General features: G+C 67.4%; 19 protein-coding genes and 1 riboswitch. Of the genes, 10 read left to right on the top strand and 9 right to left on the bottom strand.

Annotated features, from left to right (window positions below; all coding sequences use genetic code 11):
* Window positions 1-110 precede the first annotated feature (110 nt).
* Window positions 111-932 (top strand): hypothetical protein, encoded by an 822-nt coding sequence (locus OHA70_RS15310; protein ID WP_328332960.1) that lies wholly within the window; start codon window positions 111-113, stop codon window positions 930-932.
* 20 nt (window positions 933-952) lie between these two features.
* On the top strand, window positions 953-1,393 hold the full coding sequence (locus tag OHA70_RS15305; RefSeq protein WP_328332958.1) for an NUDIX domain-containing protein: 441 nt from the start codon (window positions 953-955) through the stop codon (window positions 1,391-1,393).
* Window position 1,394: 1 nt separating this feature from the next.
* Here the strand turns inward: OHA70_RS15305 and OHA70_RS15300 are convergent, their stop codons facing one another.
* From OHA70_RS15300 to OHA70_RS15290, 3 genes are all read right to left on the bottom strand, one after another.
* Entirely contained in the window at window positions 1,395-1,892 is a 498-nt protein-coding gene (locus OHA70_RS15300) for a hypothetical protein (RefSeq protein WP_328332956.1), read from the bottom strand.
* 120 nt (window positions 1,893-2,012) lie between these two features.
* Window positions 2,013-3,449 carry a hypothetical protein gene (locus OHA70_RS15295; RefSeq protein ID WP_328332954.1) on the bottom strand — a complete coding sequence of 479 codons (1,437 nt, stop codon included), beginning with the start codon at window positions 3,447-3,449 and terminating at the stop codon, window positions 2,013-2,015.
* 114 nt (window positions 3,450-3,563) lie between these two features.
* Complete coding sequence (locus OHA70_RS15290; RefSeq protein WP_328332952.1) at window positions 3,564-4,370, bottom strand: hypothetical protein; 807 nt, start codon at window positions 4,368-4,370, stop codon at window positions 3,564-3,566.
* Between the two features lie 392 nt (window positions 4,371-4,762).
* On the opposite strand from OHA70_RS15290, the gene OHA70_RS15285 reads away from it, so the two are divergent.
* Window positions 4,763-5,845 (top strand): hypothetical protein, encoded by a 1,083-nt coding sequence (locus OHA70_RS15285; RefSeq protein ID WP_328332951.1) that lies wholly within the window; start codon window positions 4,763-4,765, stop codon window positions 5,843-5,845.
* The gene (locus tag OHA70_RS15280; protein ID WP_328332949.1) at window positions 5,842-7,074 is read left to right on the top strand and encodes a hypothetical protein; all 1,233 of its coding nucleotides are present in this window, start codon (window positions 5,842-5,844) and stop codon (window positions 7,072-7,074) included. The genes OHA70_RS15285 and OHA70_RS15280 overlap by 4 nt, the downstream gene beginning before the upstream one ends.
* Here OHA70_RS15280 and OHA70_RS15275 read toward each other — a convergent pair.
* A complete protein-coding gene (locus OHA70_RS15275) occupies window positions 7,005-7,490 on the bottom strand; it encodes a GNAT family N-acetyltransferase (RefSeq protein ID WP_328332947.1) in 486 nt (161 codons plus the stop codon). The two genes, OHA70_RS15280 and OHA70_RS15275, sit on opposite strands and share 70 nt — an antisense overlap.
* 146 nt (window positions 7,491-7,636) lie before the next feature.
* Between OHA70_RS15275 and OHA70_RS15270 the strand changes: the two genes are divergently transcribed.
* Window positions 7,637-8,482 carry a TolB family protein gene (locus OHA70_RS15270; protein WP_328332945.1) on the top strand — a complete coding sequence of 282 codons (846 nt, stop codon included), beginning with the start codon at window positions 7,637-7,639 and terminating at the stop codon, window positions 8,480-8,482.
* Here the strand turns inward: OHA70_RS15270 and OHA70_RS15265 are convergent.
* Window positions 8,475-9,323: an AraC family transcriptional regulator gene (locus OHA70_RS15265; protein ID WP_328332943.1), complete on the bottom strand. Its 849-nt coding sequence runs from the start codon at window positions 9,321-9,323 to the stop codon at window positions 8,475-8,477. The genes OHA70_RS15270 and OHA70_RS15265 overlap by 8 nt on opposite strands.
* 69 nt (window positions 9,324-9,392) lie before the next feature.
* Here OHA70_RS15265 and OHA70_RS15260 point away from each other — a divergent pair, with 69 nt between their 5' ends.
* A complete protein-coding gene (locus OHA70_RS15260; protein ID WP_328332941.1) occupies window positions 9,393-10,136 on the top strand; it encodes a phytanoyl-CoA dioxygenase family protein in 744 nt (247 codons plus the stop codon).
* A gap of 47 nt (window positions 10,137-10,183) precedes the next feature.
* Here the strand turns inward: OHA70_RS15260 and OHA70_RS15255 are convergent, their stop codons facing one another.
* Window positions 10,184-11,611, bottom strand: a complete 1,428-nt coding sequence (locus OHA70_RS15255) for an MFS transporter (protein ID WP_328332939.1) — start codon at window positions 11,609-11,611, stop codon at window positions 10,184-10,186.
* 105 nt (window positions 11,612-11,716) lie between these two features.
* Between OHA70_RS15255 and OHA70_RS15250 the strand changes: the two genes are divergently transcribed.
* Window positions 11,717-12,397, top strand: coding sequence for a TetR/AcrR family transcriptional regulator (locus OHA70_RS15250; protein ID WP_328332937.1), 681 nt, complete (start codon window positions 11,717-11,719; stop codon window positions 12,395-12,397).
* A gap of 92 nt (window positions 12,398-12,489) precedes the next feature.
* The gene (locus OHA70_RS15245) at window positions 12,490-12,675 is read left to right on the top strand and encodes a YegP family protein (RefSeq protein WP_328332935.1); all 186 of its coding nucleotides are present in this window, start codon (window positions 12,490-12,492) and stop codon (window positions 12,673-12,675) included.
* 67 nt (window positions 12,676-12,742) lie between these two features.
* Here OHA70_RS15245 and OHA70_RS15240 read toward each other — a convergent pair whose 3' ends face one another.
* The gene (locus OHA70_RS15240) at window positions 12,743-13,105 is read right to left on the bottom strand and encodes a YciI family protein (protein ID WP_328332933.1); all 363 of its coding nucleotides are present in this window, start codon (window positions 13,103-13,105) and stop codon (window positions 12,743-12,745) included.
* An 87-nt stretch (window positions 13,106-13,192) separates the two neighbouring features.
* Here OHA70_RS15240 and OHA70_RS15235 point away from each other — a divergent pair, with 87 nt between their 5' ends.
* Together OHA70_RS15235 and OHA70_RS15230 are read left to right on the top strand one after the other, a co-directional pair.
* Window positions 13,193-14,155, top strand: coding sequence for a threo-3-hydroxy-L-aspartate ammonia-lyase (locus OHA70_RS15235; protein ID WP_328332931.1), 963 nt, complete (start codon window positions 13,193-13,195; stop codon window positions 14,153-14,155).
* A 260-nt stretch (window positions 14,156-14,415) separates the two neighbouring features.
* Window positions 14,416-14,608, top strand: a riboswitch (cyclic di-AMP (ydaO/yuaA leader).
* Window positions 14,608-15,471, top strand: a complete 864-nt coding sequence (locus OHA70_RS15230; protein WP_328332929.1) for a C40 family peptidase — start codon at window positions 14,608-14,610, stop codon at window positions 15,469-15,471. It overlaps the preceding riboswitch by 1 nt.
* A 125-nt stretch (window positions 15,472-15,596) precedes the next feature.
* Here OHA70_RS15230 and OHA70_RS15225 read toward each other — a convergent pair whose 3' ends face one another.
* On the bottom strand, window positions 15,597-16,253 hold the full coding sequence (locus OHA70_RS15225) for a response regulator transcription factor (RefSeq protein WP_328332927.1): 657 nt from the start codon (window positions 16,251-16,253) through the stop codon (window positions 15,597-15,599).
* Window positions 16,180-17,412 carry a sensor histidine kinase gene (locus OHA70_RS15220; RefSeq protein ID WP_328332925.1) on the bottom strand — a complete coding sequence of 411 codons (1,233 nt, stop codon included), beginning with the start codon at window positions 17,410-17,412 and terminating at the stop codon, window positions 16,180-16,182. The genes OHA70_RS15225 and OHA70_RS15220 overlap by 74 nt, the downstream gene beginning before the upstream one ends.
* Window positions 17,413-17,528 lie beyond the last annotated feature (116 nt).

Here is a 17,528-nt window from a genome sequence, read left to right as displayed (position 1 = left end):
GTCGATGGCCGCGCAGGGCGATGATCGGTACTGTTCTGTTGAGGGTTCTGCTCGGTCGCGGATAGGCTCCCCTTCCCGGCTGTTCCGGATGCTAGGTCGTGGGGAGGCTCGTGTTCGCAGCGATGGACGGACTGGCAGAGAACCTGCTGGCGGCGGCGATCGGTGGCGGGCTGGCCTGGGGCTGGCGGATTGCCCGCAAACGCGCGGTCTCCAAGGATGTTCGAGCGATGTGGGGCCCGTTTCTGACCGAGAACTCGTGCATCGTGCAAGGCAGCTTGAGCGCACAGACCCTGTCGGAGGATCTTCCTGGCCGGGTGCCGGCCGAGCTCCGGGAGCAGGCCGTGATCATGCTCCCGCATGTCGTCAAGAACCTGGCGGAGCAAGAGCCCTCGGGGCTGATGGGCAAAGGCGACCACGAGGCGATCGTCAGGGTCCAGGCCGGCCTGGCCAAGGCCGGCCGCCGGCGGATGCTTCCGGTGCGATCCGACGACAACCTGGGCGACAGCCGCAGCGACAACCTGATCGTCGTCGGGGGCCTCGACGTCAACGAGGTGACGAACGACCTGCTCGGCCGGCTCCGGTGCAGTGTGACGATCGCGCGGGACGAGTTCGACCGGAACTACGTCGAGGACCTGGTGCACCGGCAGCGCTGGTCGATGACGCCGTCGGAGAAAGACACCTGGGACTATGGCATCGTTGTCAGGGCACCCAGTCCCTACCAGAAAGGCAAGTACGTGGTCGTTCTCGCCGGCGCCTCCGGCTACGGCTGCATGGCCGCCGCCGATGTGGCCGTCAACGCCACCAAGCGGATGGCCGACCTCAGCCGGGAGCATCCGCACGGGTTCGAGTGCATCGTGTCGTACCACCGAACCGGCGACGCCGTCAGTTCGACCGAGACGAGCGAGATCGTGCTGTTCCGGGAACTGCGCTGAGCGCCCTGCTCGAGCGCCTGATGTCGCTGGGACACCGGGGGCTGCGGATCTGGTGGCGCGTGCGGAGACCGACGACGTTCGGCGTCAAGGCCTTGCTGATGCATCCCGACGATCCCGGGAAATGCTTGGTGGTAAGGCATTCGTACGTGGATCGCGACCGATGGGGCCTGCCTGGCGGCGGATACGACCCGAAGCGGGAGAGTGCCGGAGAAGCCGCGATACGGGAGGTTGCCGAGGAGCTCGCGTTGACGATCGAGGAGCCGCCCACCGTGCTGAGGAGCTTGACGACCCAGCTCGAGGGGAAGGTCGACAACCTCACGATCGTGGCCGCCAGGCCGACCTCCGCGGACTTCCGGCTGAATGCGGAGCTGAGCGAGGCTCGCTGGGTCGCCGTCGATCTCACCGAACTCCCGGCGGATGCCCCGATCTCGCGCTGGCTGAAGCTGGCCCTCGCCGACTAGCTCAGCTGTGGTCGGCGAAGAAGGCGCAGCAGACGGTGACTGCGAGGATCGCGATGACCAGGACCAGCGCAGTCGCGACCAAGACAGCGAGCAGGCCGGCAACAGACGCCAGCGTCAGTCCCACGGGAACCGTTAGCCAGAAGGCGTTTCCGCTCGTACGAGTGAATCCGCGGGTGAAGGCGGCCGCCGCCACCAGAGTGCTGGTGCCGAGCGCGGCTAGCACCAGGGTGACCATCGGGTGCGCGCCGAACGTGGCGACCGAGCAAGCTAGGCCGTTGCATCCCGTCGTACTGCGAATGATGGCGAGAAGCTCGACACAAGCGAAGAGGCCGGCTGCCAGCAGCAACCACAGTGCCAGCGTCGTGCGGCGGGCCAGCAGCATCCGGCCGCGGTCGCCCTCGCGTGGAGGCTTGGCGTAGACGAAGTCCGACAGCGCCTCGTGCGTGAGCTGGTCGACGGAGACGATCGGTCGCGGGGGCAGGAGATCAAGCTGGGCCATGGCGCGCTCCTCGGTCGAGGGAACAGTCGCCTTCCTTGGTAGAGACGCCGCCCCTGACCCCTATTACGCGCCAATCTCTACTGATTCACTGCACAACGATGCCCCGACGGCATCGCCCGGTCAGCGATTCGCGTGAGCTGCGGCGAGTTCGGCGACGAGGAGGTCCGCGGGGCCTTGTGTGGTTGACCATTCGGGCGCTGCAGCCGGTACCTCGGTCAGCGCGACGAGCTCCGCCAACGTCGGCCCGCCGAGGAACAACGACTGGCCGCAGCTCGCCGGCGCCAGGTCGTCGACCAGCTGCGTCAACCGGCGCTTCCGGGCCAGCTGATCCCCGGTGAGTCGTGCCTCCGCCGCCATCGATCGCCACTCGGACAGTACGGCCACCGACCGCAGTGAACGCAGCAAGTCGTCATCGGTATCGGCGGCGACCGGCGCCTGATCGCTGTCCGCCACGAAGACGTCAGCGCGGACGTTCTCCGGAGCCGCGCCACGCAACGGCACGACCCGAGCGAACACCGGAGCGTCGGCACCGAGCTGATCGGCTTCGTCGCCCGTGACCAGGTTCAGCAGGGCGGGCTGATGGACCTTGCCCGAGCTGCGATCCACGAGCCGGACCAAGAGCCGATCCGTCACCACAGCCGGTGGCAACGGCGAACAGAACGCGGGAACCGTGACGAGAACCGCCGGCTCCCGGTCCTCATAGACCGTCTCCATCCGGATCTCGGTCACCGATGCGCCGTCGCCGACGACCCGAGCAGGCAACTGGCGCGGATCCACAGTGCTGGTGAAGACCGCTCCGCTGGTCGCCGCTTCATCTCGCAGCCCGTACTGCGCTGCGCTGCAGACGTGGTCGCTCGCACATCGGTTGGCAACGGGCACCTTGGCCTTGAGTGCGGCCCATGCCCTGGCCACCCGGGCGAGCTCCTTCTCGGGCCCGTCGACGCCCTCACGACGGAGCCCCGCGTAACCGTCAGCGAGTCGCCGCAGCCCGGAGTACAGCTCCACTGGCAACGGCGACGCCGAGTCGGCGAGCGAGGACAGCTTGCCGGTCAGGCCGTTCGCGGCGAACCGTGCGGCCGTCAAAGCCTCGCCGAGGAAGCGATCCCGCAACGGTCCCGGCCGGAAGGTCTTCGCCGCACGAGCCCGGGCGACCGCGCGCTCCGCGTTCACCAGCGTCTGGTCGAGGTCGAGATGCAGCCATCGGTCCAGAGCGTCGATCACGGCGACGCGGAGCCAGGGGCTGGTCGGCGCGAGGGCGACGGTCACCTCGTCCTCGCTCGAGAGTCGATCCGACGAGAGCAACTCGGCACGCAGCCGGGCAAGGCGCCAGCTGGCATCTCGCCCGATCAGCGCGGCCAGCAAGGCGGGGTCCGCCTGCTCCCACTCGGCGATGGAGACCGAGTGCCACCGCTGCGGGCGGGCCAGATCGACCTGGACGGTGAGGCCGGTCCCGAGATCAGTCGGCCAGCACAGATCGCCGGGATCCGGCGCACTGACGTGGATCTCGGGCGAGGCATCCTGCACCGTGCGCTCCGGCGCGGTCACGAAGGCGAACATAGGTCGACCTCACTTTCACGCGCCAACCGAGGCGGTACCACCGTCGCCGGCCGGATGAAGGTCCCGAAGTCTGCCACCCGCGAAAGAAACGTGGCTGTTTCCAAAGGTTAAGACTCAACCAGTTGTTCCGTAAAGGCCGCCGGACTGCGGCCTTCGTGCCATCTGCCACGCGTTCTGCGCCCAGGTCCTGACCGGCAGCCGGCCGGACAGGGCCGGCTCGGACCACGGCGGCTGCGGACGGCCGGCCAGTTCGCTGAGCGCGAGCCACCGCAGACCGCAGTACTGGTCGGCACGGTCCCAGACCGACTTGGTCATGTCGCCGGCCTTCGGACGGGCGAGCCGGCGAAGGTTGGTCGCGCTGCGCAGGAAGGCGTCGCGGCGGCGGTCCGCGAGTTCGGCGATCCGCGTCTCCAGTTCGGCGATCTCGTCGTCCGGTGGGCTCTTCGGCGCCCAGGTGTCGAGGTCGAGCTCCACCCAGCAGACAGCTTCGATGAACGCGAGAACCAGAATGCGCCGGTCCTCGGTCAGGCCGTTGGCACCCTCGCTGGCCTGCCGCCGGAGATGCCTCAGCTCCCCTTGCTCGCGGCAGATCAGCCGGATGGTGTCGTACGTCGGCCGGCCGGCGCTACCCGGGTCGGGTTCGGGTGGCAGCGCGAGCTGGATGGCATCGATGCCGTTCGGCCGGAGGACAGGGAGTTTCGGGAACCGGCGACGGAGGTTCGTGGCCGAGACGACCAGCGCGGACCAGGCCGCGCCGTGCTCACCGGCCGCCCGGTAGGCCATCGCCCGGGCGATCGTTCGCAGCTCGGCGCCGAGCATCGCGTCGTACCGGCGGTCGTCCCTCAGCAGGCGCTGGGCGGTGCGCCACTCGCCGATCTCGAGCGCGAGAATCGGATCGGTCACGCCGGTTTCGGAACTCATGGCGCACCTGCTCTCGTCAAACGACCCGCCGGATGGGCTGCCGACCATCTCGCCTCAGACGATCGGTGACCCTGGCTACCCGGCTCTACCTACTGCGCCGAGTAGCTTCGGTGGTGACACGCTGAACCTCAGTACTTACGGTAGAACTACACCGGGGCGCTGTCCATATCAGGCGGGTTGCTTACATAATGTTTACGTTGCATTACCCGCAGTGGGGGCAGCGCTTCAAACGGTCGCTTTCCCGGCTGACCGCGGTGAAACCGGTTGGCCAAGGCAACACACGACTTCAGGTAGTAGGAAGTGCTACGAGTATTTTCCGGTGTAGATGGGTGTAGCATCCCGTTTCAAGTGGCCCGTACGACGTCCGCGGGCGTGGACATACAGGAGTGAGAGTGGCCCCTTCTTCGGAGGCCGTACGACTCGCCAGGCGCCTGCGGGGCCTGCGCGACTCCCATGACGCCGGGCTGACCCAGTCCCAGCTGGCGAAGGCGCTCAGCCACGAGAACCGGGTCGCGGTCGCCACGATCAGCTCGTGGGAGTCGATGACCAACCCGAAGTTGCCGCCGGCCGAGCGGCTGCGCTCCTACGCGTTGTTCTTCAGCACGGATCGGACGAACGCCGACGGCACCCCCAAGATGGCGTCCGAGCGCGAGCTGACGACCCGCGAGCGGGAACGCTTCGACGAACTCCACGAGGAGCTGGTCGGGCTGCGGGACGCCGCCGCCCGGCTCCAGGGCACCACCGCCGGCACGTCTAGCGGCTCCTACACCTGGGACTTCGACAACGGGCCGATCACCATCATCTGCCCGGAGGCGCCGGCCGAGGAGCGCCCGGACCTGGCCGATGAGAAGGACCCCAACTACACCCGGATGTACCGCTACGCCGACCTCGACGCCCTGATGGAGTTGTGGGGGCACCTGCGCGCGTCGAACCCGGAGCTGCAGATCTCGCACCGGCTGCCGTCGGAGGTCAAGGCCGACGACATGTCCGGCCACCTCGTGCTGCTCGGCGGCATCGGCTGGAACCACGTGACGCGGCGGCTGCTGAAGACGTTGCGGGAGATGCCGATCTCCCAGTTCGAGGTCTCCGACCTGAAGACCGGCGAGATCTTCAAGGCCAGCGGTGCCGGCGGCAAGGAGTTCCGGCCGGTCTTCGAGGACGGCGACGACGGGCCCGAACTGATCGAGGACGTCGCCCTGCTGACCCGGCTGCGTAATCCCTTCAACAGCAATCGGACCATCACCATCTGCAACGGCATCCACAGCCGTGGCGTTCTGGGAGCGGTCCGGGCCCTCACCGACACCGCCGTCCGCGAGCGCAACGAGGCCTACCTGTCCCAGCATTTCCCGGACGGCCTGTTCGCGATGTTGCTGCGGGTGCCGGTGGTCAACGGCGAGGCGATCTCGCCCGACCTGGAAATCCCCGAGAACCGGCTCTACCAGTGGGAGCCAGACCACAAGGTGAAGAGGGAATGAGCCGGTTCAAACACCAGCAGTCGCACGCGTCGCTCCTGAGCGACGTGTCGAGGGCCTCTGTGCCGTTGACCCGCAGCGGTCTCGACGCGATCGTCGTCCCGGCCGCGCGCGCCTCACTGCCACAGCATCTGATCACGCTCGCGGCGGCACTGTCGGTGCCGCTGGTCGTCCTCTGCAGCCATCAGGCGCAGATCGACGGCGTCGCCAAGCGGGTGCGGAACACCTTCGGCGCCCGCGGCCTGATCATCGACGTACCGGCCGGGTACCCGCAGTCCTGGCGTCCGTTGACCTCGGCACCGGCCTTCCACCGCGCCAGCGCCGGCCGGTCGAGCGATCTGAGCGTCAAGCGCAACATCGGGCTGCGGCTGGCCCGGATGCGCGGCTGGAAGAAGATCCTCTTCGTCGACGACGACATCTTCCCGCTCAAGGCGCAGCAGGTGGACCGGTTGGCCTCCCAGCTCGACCGGCATCCGGTCGCGGCGATGGTCAGCCGCGACTTCCCGGACAACTCGGTCGTCTGTCACGCCCGCCGGCTGGCCGGGTTCCGGCAGGACGTCTTCGTCAGCGGCGCGGTGCTCGGAGTCAACACCCAGCACCCGGAGATGTCCTTCTTCCCCGACGTCTACAACGAGGACTGGTTCTTCTTCTCCAGGCCCGCGGCCCAACGCTCACTGCCCAAGGTCGGCGAGGTCGGCCAGGAGGAGTACGCACCGTTCGCCGACCCGGCGCGCGCCCGGCGTGAGGAGTTCGGCGATCTGCTCGCCGAGGGCATGTACACGGCGTTCGAGAGCCGGCACGGCTGGACCTTCAAGGACCAACTGCGCGTTGCGGCGAGTCCGCGGTTCTGGGAACACGTCAAGGAGGGCCGCGAGTTCGTCATCCAGGAGACCACGGAGCGGCTGAACTCGCTGATGAACAAGGGCCCTGGCGTCGACACCTGGCGGATCGCCGAGGCGCTGAAGTCGCTCGGCGCCGCCGAGGCGCAGCTGCGCCGGATCTCCCCCGACACCTGCGTCGAGTTCATCGCCAGCTGGCGCGAGGACGAGCTCCGCTGGAAGTCGGCACTGGCCGCCGACGGGACCGCTCTGACCGAGCGCGACGCGCTCGACGAGCTCGAGCTGACGAAGTGGATCTCCTGTGGTTATGGGCGCAGGGACGGCTACGGGATGGACAGCGCACTGCGCCTGAACCGGATCTCCGAGCGGCCGGAAGAGTCCGTGAGCTGCTGACGTTCGCCGGTGGGTTCGAAGCCTAGGCGTTCGTAGGCTTCCAGGGCTTCGGCGTTGTGGTCGAGGACCCAGAGCAGCCAGTCGTGGACGTCTGGTTCCAGTTCGGTGAGGTAGCGGAGGATGGCTCGCATGACGCCGGTGCGGCGGTGGCGGGGTTCTACCCAGACTGCTTCCAGGTGGCGTTCGTCGGGTGGGCGGCCGTCTACGCGGAGGGAGCGGGCCAGGCCGACGATGCGGCGGCCGCTGCGGGGGACGACCCAGAGGGCGTTCGCGAAGGAGCGGCGCCAGGAGGCCTCGGTCCAGGAGGCTTCGGTCTCGTAACTGGACATGTAGGCGGACGGTGAGTCCTTCAGTGCCTGGAGGCGGACGTCCCGCAGGAGTTCCCAGTCGTCCGCGGCGAGCACCTGGAACTCCAAGGCCGACCCCCTCCGTGCGTCTCCGCACTGTCGACAGCGCATGACAAAACTGTGACAGCACCGCAGTGAGTGTGTCCGCGATCGCGGAGTGTCAAACGGCCGTGACCGAAATCTAACGTTTGCTGAACACCGCTTAGGGTGGCAACGTGCCCAGAAAACTGCGCGACGGCCAGACCGCCGAGCTTTATGTCGTGGATGTCCAGACAAATGAGTCGAGGTTGGCGTACAGCTCCTCGGGGTTGTTGTTCGAGGCGCCCAACTGGGTTGGCAACCAACTGGTCGTGAACGGCGACGGCGGGTTGTTCGCGCTAAGAGTCGATGGTGGCGAGCTGGAGGCGATCGAGCTCGGCGGCGTACCGGAGATCAACAACGATCATGTCGTCAGCCCGGATGGAACCACGGTCTATGTATCGGCGGAGGACGGGCATTTGTACGCCGTACCGCTGACCGGTGGAGCAGGTCGGCGGGTGAGCAACGACCATGGCGTTCACCATTACCTGCATGGGATTTCGCCGGATGGGGAGCGGCTGGCCTATATCGGGTTGGAGAACCGGGACGGCAAGCGGATCACCAACGTGTACACGGTTCCGGTGGCCGGTGGGGTCGATGTCCAGGTCACCGATGACGAGTTCGCGGACGACGGTTCGGAGTACGGGCCTGATGGGGAGTGGATCTACTTCAACTCCGAGCGGGCCGGGCAGGCGCAGTTGTTCCGGATCAAGGGCGAGGCCGTCGAGCAGTTGACCTTCGACGAGCGGGTGAACTGGTTTCCGCATCCGTCGCCGGACGGTTCGCTGATCGCGTACGTGAGCTTTCCGCCCGGAACCGAAGGACATCCCGCCGATGTCGACGACGTGCGGGTGCGCCTACTCGAGGCCGACGGCCGAATCCGCGAGGTGGCAACGGTTTTCGGCGGCCAGGGCACGATGAACGTCCCTAGCTGGTCCCCGGACAGCCGGTACTTCGCTTACGTTGCCTACCCCATCAGCTAGTCGACCGCTGCCGGTATTCCGTGGGCGTCAGCCCCGACAACGCGCGGAAGCGGCGAGCGAAGTACGTGGGATCAGGCCAGCCGACCTCCGCGCCGACCCGGGCGATGGGGAGGTCCGAGTTGGCGAGGAGAGCTGCTGCGCGCTCTGCCCGTAGGCGGGACACATAGTCGAGTGGTGTGAGCCCAGTCGACTTGCGGAAGAGGCGGCCGAGGTACGCCGGGTCGAGCGCGACGGCGACGGCTAGATCGTCCAAGCGCCACGCATGCGCCGGCTCGGCTTCGATGAGAGCTAGACAGGCCGCCACTGCCGGGTGCCGTTTGAACGCAGGCGTCGGTGTACGCGCATCGGCGAGGATGCCCAGGACAGTGGCGAGGTGACCCAGCAGGCGACCAGGTGCAGCAGCACTAGTCGTCAGATGGCCTTCCAGAGCAGCGATTGCGGCAATTGCGTCCGTAGCCGCCGCGGGGTCGACAGTACCGACGTGTACGCCGTAAGACCCAGGTACTGATGGATCCGTCCAGAGCAAACGCCGGTACTCCGGGAACTCGCGCAGGCCGGCCAATTCGGCGTGCAGTGCGCGAGTGGACACGCAGCAGTTGGCCACTGTGAGGTCGGAGCAACTAGTGAAGGCGTGCCAAGCACCGGGGCGGAGCACGATGACATCGCCGTGCTGGAGTGGCCGCTCGCCACTACTGGTGAGGTGCTGGCCCTCCCCTGGGCCGACGACGGCTAGCTCGACAAAGTCGTGAGTGTGGGCGGCCACAGTGTCGCTCAACGTGTGTACTGCGCCCAGGACCGAGCTGCCGGCGAACAGCGCGTGCTCGTGGAGAGTCTCGGGCATGTCGGGATCGTACGAGCGTTGACCGGGATTCGCCTAGGCCTCAAAGCATCTGTTGGTCAGGCTGGAGTCATGACTGAGATCGGTGATGAGGTTGTTGCGGAGTACCGTCAGAACGGATTCGTCCGAGTTCCGGGAGTCCTGGGTCCAGAGGAGGTCGAGCGCTTCCGCGAGGCGGCGACGGCGTACCTGGACAAGCATCGAGGCGAGAGTCTCGAGAAGGGCGGGGTTTTCGCCCAGCTGGTGAACGTGTGGCAGCACGACGAGATCGGGCGGAAGCTGACGCTGCATCCCGGGGTTGCCCGGGTGGCGGAGCGACTGGCAGGCGTACCGGTACGGGTGTGGCACGACCAGCTGCTGGTGAAGGAGCCGCACAACAATGCGGCGACCGAGTTCCACCAGGACCGGCCCTACTGGCCTCACCAGAACGACCGGCACTCGTTGTCGGCGTGGATCGCTCTGGTGGACGTACCGCCCGAGCGCGGCTGTATGACCTTCCTGCCCGGCAGCCATCACCAAACGAGCCTGCAACCCCAGAACCTGCACGACGAGGACGACCTCTTCCAGCTGGACCCATCGCTGCGCTGGATCCCTCGGGTGACGGTCCCGTTGCGAGCCGGCGACTGCACGTTCCACAACAGCTACACCGGCCACATGGCTCTCCCGAACCGCACCGACCTGGCCCGCCTGGCGCACGTCACCATCTACATGGACGCAGCCACCCGGTACGACGGCCGCCCCCACCCGGTCACCGACCCTCTCGGCCTGACCCCCGGCGATCCACTAGACGGCGATACCTTTCCCCAACCGCACTGAATGCCTTCGGCCCCCATCGGCATGATGGGGGCCAAAGGCAACGAAACTCAGGCAGCGGCTGCCGCCTCGGTCAGTTGCTCCGCAGTCGGCTGGAGCTGCGGCGAGGCCAGCGTCAGCAACACATTGGCCACGGCGAACCCGGCGGCCACCAACAGCCCACGCTGGAAGCCGTCGACCAAGGCCTGCTGCTGCGGGACTCCCTGAGCCAGCGCGTCCGTAGTACGGGTGATGGACAGCGTCGTCACGATCGCCAGCCCCAGCGCGCCACCGACCTGGTACATCGCGCTCACCACGCCCGACGCGGCGCCGGCCTCATGGTGCTCGACCTCGGAGACCGCGGTGATCTGACCCGGTACGCCGACCCCGAGGATGCCGAAGCCGAAGATGATGAAGCCCGGCAGCAGGTGACCGACGTAGCTATCGGTCGCGCCGGCCTGCGAGAGCAACAGCAGCCCGGCCACGCTGAGTACCGCCCCACCCAGTTGCACGGTGCGCGTACCGAGCGTCTGAACGAGTTGCGAAGCGAGTACTGCAGCCACGATCGCCGCGCCGCCCATCGGCAGGAAGTGCAGACCCGCCTCGAGCGCGGAGTCGCCGCGAACCTGCTGCAGGTAGATGGCAGTCAGGAAGAACATCGACAGGAAGCCCGCGCCGTTCAGGGCCAGCGCACCACTCGAGACGCTCAGTGCCCGCGAGCGGAACAGCCGCAGCGGCACCAGCGGCGCCTTCGACCGGCGCTCCACCATCACGAAGGCACCGAGCAGCACGACACCGGCGATGAGGAAGAAGAGCACCTCGCCCGAACCCCAGCCCTTCGGCTCCGACCGTACGACGGCGTAGACGACCGCCAGCAGACCCGCGGTGCCCAGTACTGCGCCGGCCGTGTCGAAAGCGCGATCGCCGTTCTCGTTGTGCCGGGTGTCGCGGATGAAGACCGGGATCAGCGCGATGAGCCCGACCACGATCGGAACGTTCACGAAGAAGACCCACTGCCAGCTCAGCGAGTCGACCAGCAGACCGCCGGCCACCACCCCGAGCGTGCCGCCGAGGCCGGCCAGGCCGCCCCAGACGCCCATCGCGATGTTGCGTTCCCGGCCGTGCGCGTAGGTGACGGTCAGGATCGCGAGCGCCGCGGGTGACAGCAGCGCACCACCCAGGCCCTGGACCGCCCGGGCCCCGATCAGGAACTCGGGCGAGTTGGACAGCCCCGCCACGAGCGAGGCGGCGCCGAACAGCACCAGACCGCCGATGAAGACGCGCCGCGGGCCGAGGATGTCGGCCATCCGCCCGCCGAGCAGCAGGAAGCCGCCGAACAGCAGCGTGTAGGCGTTGATCACCCATTGCAACGAGTCGGCGGAGAAGTTCAGGTCCGCCTGGATGTTGGGCAGTGCGACGTTCACGATCGTCACGTCGAGCACCACGATGAACTGCGCCAATGCCAGCACGGCAAGGGTCGACCACGGACTGCGTCGCATTGTGCTTACCTCACAGGAGAAGGATCCAGCCGGTTTGTCTACATTGTATGTATACGTTGTATGCGTACTTCGTAAACCGTAGGTCTACGTTGTAAACTTGTCAACGTGCCCCCGACCAGCAGCCAGACCGCCAAGCGGCTCGACCCGCACACGCTCGCGACCAGCGCGCTGGAGATCGCCGACACCGAAGGGCTGGAGGCGCTCACCATCCGCCGGCTCGCCCAGCTGCACGACGTGACGCCGATGGCGCTCTACCGGCACTTCAACGACAAAGAAGCCCTGCTCGCGGCGGTTGGCGATCGGATCCTGGCCGACATCGCCCTACCGTCACCGACCGACGAAGCGTGGGAAGTCCAGCTGCAGGCAGTACTGACTGCCTTCGTGAAGGCGCTCCGGCCGCATCCGAAGGCCGCTGGTCTGACGCTGTACCGCATCCTGGTCTCGCCGGACGGGCTCGCGCTCGCCGAGCGGACGATGGAGCTACTGGTCGCGGGCGGCTTCTCCACCGACTACGCGGCGGAGGTCGGACGGCAGTCGGTCTGCTCGCTGATCACCCTGGTGACCGCGGAGCCCGGCGCCACCGAGGACATCGATCCGGTCGCCCGCGAAGACGGCCTGCGGGCCAAGCGTGCCTCGCTCGCCGCCCTCTCACCCCACCGCTACCCGCTGATCACCGCGGCGGCGGACACCCTGATCTGCCCGGCTTCGCACGACCAGTACTACAGCCTCGGCGTCGACCTCGTCGTCGCGGGGATCCGCGGCGTTCGCGCCCGCCTTCAGGCCTGACCCCGACACACACCCGGCAGCATCCCGCCACAAGTCAGCTGCGAGGTCTACGCTCCGAAGCGGAGTCAGACCATCACACGGAGGGTTTTGTCATGGCGGGCAAGTTCGAGCTGTACGAAGACAAGTCGGGCGAGTACCGGTTCCGCTTGAAGGCCGGCAACGGCGAGGTGATCGCGACCAGCAGCGAGAGCTACAAGACCAAGGCGGCCGCGCTGAACGGCATCGAGTCGATCAAGAAGAACGCCGGCGAGGCGAAGGTCGACGACCAGACCTCCTGAGCAAGCCAGCACACAACGGCAGGAACTCCCCGAAGCGGAGCTCCTGCCGTTGTGTCGTTCGGGTCAGTCAGAGACCCAGCTCGTGAACGACGGCGCGAACCTCGACGCCGAGCCCTTCGATCGAGGCATCCGGAATCATCGCGGCGAGTTCTTGAGCCCGCTCCGGAGTAGCGCAGTCCAACAGGTAGTACCCGGCGAGAAACTCCTTCGCCTCCAGGAACGGCCCGTCCGTCACCGCCGGCACGCCGTCGCGGACCTTGACCACCGAGGTCTTGGCCGGCTCGGCCAGCGCGACCGTGCTGTGGAACTCCCCGGACTCCTGGACGATCTGCAGGAACTTCTCGTGCCCACTGAAGATCGCCTGCTGCTCGTCCTCGCTCAGCGCGTTCAGCACGTCCGGGTTGATGTTCAGCACAACGAGATATTTCACGATCTCTCCTTCGCCATCGGCTCCCCGCTGGGAACCTCTCGTGATCAGTACGGAGCGGGCTCCGTCACTTTGACATAGCTTCTGGTCATGACTGAGCTGACTTTCGCGGACGTGCAGGCGGCGGCCGGACGGATCAAGGGATTCGCGCACCGGACACCGGTACTGACCTCGCGCACCCTGAACGAGCGGGTCGGCGCCGAGGTGTTCCTCAAGGCGGAGAACTTCCAGCGGATCGGGGCATTCAAGTTCCGCGGCGCCTTCAACGCGATCAGCCGGCTCTCGCCCGAGCAGCTGGCCAGGGGCGTCGTGGCGTACTCATCGGGCAACCACGCGCAAGCCGTCGCACTGGCCGGCAAGCTGGCCGGTACGACCGTGGTGAACCTGATGCCGAAGGACGCGCCGCCGACCAAGATGGCCGCCACTCGCGGGTACGGCGCCGAGGTGGTGACGTACGACCGGTACGGGCAGGACCGGGCAGCCCTGGCCAGGCAGCTGTCCGACGAACGCGGGCTGACCCTGATTCCGCCGTACGACAACTACGACGTCATGGCCGGGCAGGGCACGGTCGCCCTGGAGCTGATCGAGGAGGTCGGCCCGCTCGGAGCCCTGCTGGTACCGATCGGAGGCGGCGGCCTGATCGCGGGGTGCTCGACGGCCGCGACCGAGTTGTCGCCCGGCATCCGGGTAATAGGTGTGGAGCCGGCGGCGGGTGACGACACCGCCCGGTCGCTGGCAGCCGGTGAGCGGGTCGAGATCGAAGTACCGCGGACGATCGCCGACGGACAGGCCATCTCCACGCCGGGCGAACTGACCTTCCCGATCGTGCAGCGGCTGGTGGACAGCGTGGAGCTGGTCAGCGACGACGAGATCCGGGCCTCGATGACCTTCCTCTTCGAGCGGCTGAAGGTCGTCGCCGAGCCGAGTGGCGCCTGCGCCCTGGCCGCGTTGCTGGCCGGACGGATCCAGAACCTGCCTGACCGCGTCGGAGTGGTGGTTTCAGGCGGGAATGTGGGCCTGGAGCGGTGGCTCGAGGTGCTCGGAAAGCGCTGAGCCAAGGGGAGCCTGAGCACGCACTGTGCCCGTTGTCACAGAAAGCGACTTCTTGATGTGACCGGGGTCACACTAATTTGCTGTGCGGCCGCCTGAGACACGCTCAGACGCGCTCAGGACACCTGGTGTTCATCCTGGGTCCCTGAGCCGTCAGAGAGCCACTCAGGGCCTTTCCGGAGGGTCTCTGTGGATCTGAGGGTTTGCGTCGTGATCGTTCTGTTATACAGTCGTCGGCGGTTCGACAAATGCGCCGAACTGCGAGTGTGTCAACGCCGAGTCCTGCCAGGCACACCCGCTCCCCTCGAACAACCATGGCAGGAGTGGGGGACCCAGGAAGTTGGGTCTCGACCGTGAGTGGTCGGGACCCTGGGGTGAAGTCCGCGGGAGCGGACCGGGCTATTGACTCTCAGCCCGAACCCGACAGCTAACTTCACAGGCGTCGGGAGACAACCATGCCCGTCACTGCCCGACGGACAGCACTTCAGGGTGCCGTCAGTCAGACCAGCGATGCCAGTACCCGGCCCACCGGCCGCGGGTTGGCAAAGCACCGAAAGTCCAGCAAGTCCGCGGCCGCCCCTCGGGCCGCAGTCGCCGTCCTCTCGGTCGGCCTCGCCGTCGGAGGTGGAGCCGCGATCAGCGTGGTCGCCCCTCCGCAGACCGCCTCGGCAGCAACCACCGCGAAGCTCACCGCCGGCCAGATCCGCGGTAACGCGAGCATCGCCAGTCGCCCCCTGATTCGCTTCCGCGACTCGGGCAAAACCGTCAAGTACGTCCAGAAGACGCTGCGTCTGCGTCAGGACGGCTGGTTCGGCAACGGCACCGTCGGCGCGCTGAAGAAGTTCCAGCGCTCCTGGGGTCTCAGCGCCACCGGCTATATGAACAAGCCGACCTGGGGCCGGCTGACCTGGGCCGCCAACCACGGCGTGCTCTACGGCAAGGTCGGTACCAAGGCCGCGACCACCACGACCTTCCGTGCGAAGGTTCTGCGCGAGGCCGCGAAGCTCAAGGGCACCCCGTACCGCTACGGCGGCACGTCGACCAAGGGCTTCGACTGCTCCGGCTACACCGGCTACGTCTACAAGAAGGCCGGCAAGAAGCTGCCCCGTACGTCGCGTCAGCAGTACAGCGCGACCAAGCACATCAGCCGCTCGGCCGCGAAGCCGGGTGACCTGGTGTTCTTCACCAGTGGTGGTGGCGGCGTTTACCACGTCGGCATCTACGCCGGTTCGAACATGCTGTGGCACTCGCCGAAGCCGGGCCGTCCGGTCTCCAAGGCGAAGATCTGGACCAGCAGCGTGGCCTTCGGCCGCGCCTGAGGGTCCAGCCCGTCAGCGGCCCCGGCTCCCCCCTCGGAAGGCCGCTGACCTGACAACCGGTCGTGGCGTCGTCACCCCCACCCCCCTCCGACGACGCCCGGCCGGTTGTCCATGTCCAGCCAGGTCTAGGTATCCAGCAATCCTGCGTCGTGGGCGAGGATCGCTACCTGGACCCGGTTGGTGGCATCGAGCTTCACCAGCACCCGCGAGACGTGCGCCTTCACCGTCGCCTCGCTCATGAACAACTCCCGGCCGATGTCCGCGTTCGACAATCCGCGCGCGACCGCCGCCAGTACTTCGCGCTCCCGATCGGTGAGCGCCGTCAGCCGTTCCCGCGCGGTCCGTTGCCGGTCCGTCCGCGGGTCCGCCGCGAAGTGCCCGATCAGCCGCTTCGTCACCGCCGGCGAGAGCATCGCGTCGCCGGCCGCCACCACTCGGACCGCCTGGACCAGCTCGCGCGGCGGAGTGTCCTTGAGCAGGAACCCACTGGCTCCGGCCTGCAACGCCCGGAACACGTAGTCGTCCAGGTCGAACGTGGTCAGTACGACGACCTTCGGCGGATCCGGCAGCGCTTGGACCTCCCGGGTCGCGGCCAGCCCGTCCAGCCGCGGCATCCGGATGTCCATCAGCACGACGTCCGGCTTGTGCTCGCGAACCATCCTGGCCGCATCGGCACCGTCGTCGGCCTCCGCGACCACCTCTAGATCGTCAGCGGACTCCAGGATCATCTTCAGTCCGGCCCGGACCAATGCCTCGTCGTCCACGATCAACAGCCGCGTCATCGTTCTCCTTCTTGCCATCGGACCAGGGCAGCCAGGCTTCAACCCGCCACCCGCCGTCCTGAGTCGGTCCGGCGTCGAGACGCCCACCGGAAAGCGTCACGCGCTCGCGCAGCCCGACCAGCCCCGCACCGGAGCCGGGCAACAGTGAATCAGCCGCCACTGGCCGGACGTTGGTCACCCGCACATTGACCCCGGTCCCGGGCGCGCCTTCCACCAATACCTCGGTATGGACCCCGCGCGCATGCTTGTGCACATTGGTCAGTGCCTCCTGGACGACCCGGTAGACGGTCCGCCCGACCAGGGCCGGTACCTCGTCCGGCAGGGTGAACGAGCTCGTCACCTGGACGCCGGCCGCGCGCGACGCCTCCACCAGCCGTTCCAGATCGGCGGCACGTGGTACCGGTGCAAGGTCTGCGCCGTTCTGACTCAGGTCGGTCCGCAGTACGCCGAGGACCTCGCGTAGGTCCTCCATCGCCTGCCGGGCCGTCTCGCGGATGAGGCCGGCCGAGCTCTCCACCTTGTCCGGGCCGACGGCCGGGTTCACCTCGAGCCCACCGGCGTGCAGTGCGATCAGGGAGACCTTGTGGGCCAGTACATCGTGCATCTCCTGCGCGATCCGGGCTCGCTCGCCCAATCGGGCCTGCGTGGCCCTCAGCTCCCGCTCCGCCTCCGCACGCTCGGCGCGGTCTCGCAATGACGCCATCAGGTCCCGCCGGGCACCGATGTAAGCGCCGACCGCCACCCACGCACCGATCAGGAAGGGGCCAGTGAAGATGGGCACCCAGGGGTCACCGCTGGACGGGCGGTTCTGGAGCACGTAGGCGACGTACGCCGCGAAGGTGAGGACGGCCAGGGCGAGGTCTCGCCGGCGGATGGCCAACGTCAGCAGGGCCAGCCCGATCGGCATGAAGATCCCGACCGAGCCGAGCGCGACCACCGCGATGATGGTGACGATGACCGGGTACTTCCGGCGCCACCACAGCGCGAGCGACGCGATGATGCCGACACCGAGCACCACCCAGTCGCCGGTATGCCAGCCCGGCTTGCCGGAGGACGCCTGCGCGACGATCGTCAGCAGGCTGAAGCAGACGTACATGACGTCCCGGATGCGCGGGGCGCGCCGGACGAACCAGGCGTACCAGCGCCGCAACCGTTGCATTGAGTCAGCGTAGTCGCGGCACATCACGACTTACGTCCCTCTTCCGTTGATACCTGTCCTCCCCCGTTCGGTGGGGGTCAGGTGCAATCCCGGCGACTTAAGTAGGGGGTGACTGG

Source organism: Kribbella sp. NBC_00382 (genome assembly GCF_036067295.1).
In the GTDB taxonomy this organism is placed as follows: domain Bacteria; phylum Actinomycetota; class Actinomycetes; order Propionibacteriales; family Kribbellaceae; genus Kribbella.
This window is presented reverse-complemented; position numbering and strand designations above follow the sequence as displayed.

Coding starts and splice junctions, on each gene's coding strand:
- OHA70_RS15220 (WP_328332925.1), bottom strand. CDS start 17,412: ATGCAACGGTTGCGGCGCTGGTACGCCTGGTTCGTCCGGCGCGCCCCG.
- OHA70_RS15245 (WP_328332935.1), top strand. CDS start 12,490: ATGGCGGGCAAGTTCGAGCTGTACGAAGACAAGTCGGGCGAGTACCGG.
- OHA70_RS15280 (WP_328332949.1), top strand. CDS start 5,842: ATGAGCCGGTTCAAACACCAGCAGTCGCACGCGTCGCTCCTGAGCGAC.
- OHA70_RS15260 (WP_328332941.1), top strand. CDS start 9,393: ATGACTGAGATCGGTGATGAGGTTGTTGCGGAGTACCGTCAGAACGGA.
- OHA70_RS15295 (WP_328332954.1), bottom strand. CDS start 3,449: ATGTTCGCCTTCGTGACCGCGCCGGAGCGCACGGTGCAGGATGCCTCG.
- OHA70_RS15230 (WP_328332929.1), top strand. CDS start 14,608: ATGCCCGTCACTGCCCGACGGACAGCACTTCAGGGTGCCGTCAGTCAG.
- OHA70_RS15305 (WP_328332958.1), top strand. CDS start 953: ATGTCGCTGGGACACCGGGGGCTGCGGATCTGGTGGCGCGTGCGGAGA.
- OHA70_RS15290 (WP_328332952.1), bottom strand. CDS start 4,370: ATGAGTTCCGAAACCGGCGTGACCGATCCGATTCTCGCGCTCGAGATC.
- OHA70_RS15225 (WP_328332927.1), bottom strand. CDS start 16,253: ATGACGCGGCTGTTGATCGTGGACGACGAGGCATTGGTCCGGGCCGGA.
- OHA70_RS15300 (WP_328332956.1), bottom strand. CDS start 1,892: ATGGCCCAGCTTGATCTCCTGCCCCCGCGACCGATCGTCTCCGTCGAC.
- OHA70_RS15255 (WP_328332939.1), bottom strand. CDS start 11,611: ATGCGACGCAGTCCGTGGTCGACCCTTGCCGTGCTGGCATTGGCGCAG.
- OHA70_RS15265 (WP_328332943.1), bottom strand. CDS start 9,323: ATGCCCGAGACTCTCCACGAGCACGCGCTGTTCGCCGGCAGCTCGGTC.
- OHA70_RS15235 (WP_328332931.1), top strand. CDS start 13,193: ATGACTGAGCTGACTTTCGCGGACGTGCAGGCGGCGGCCGGACGGATC.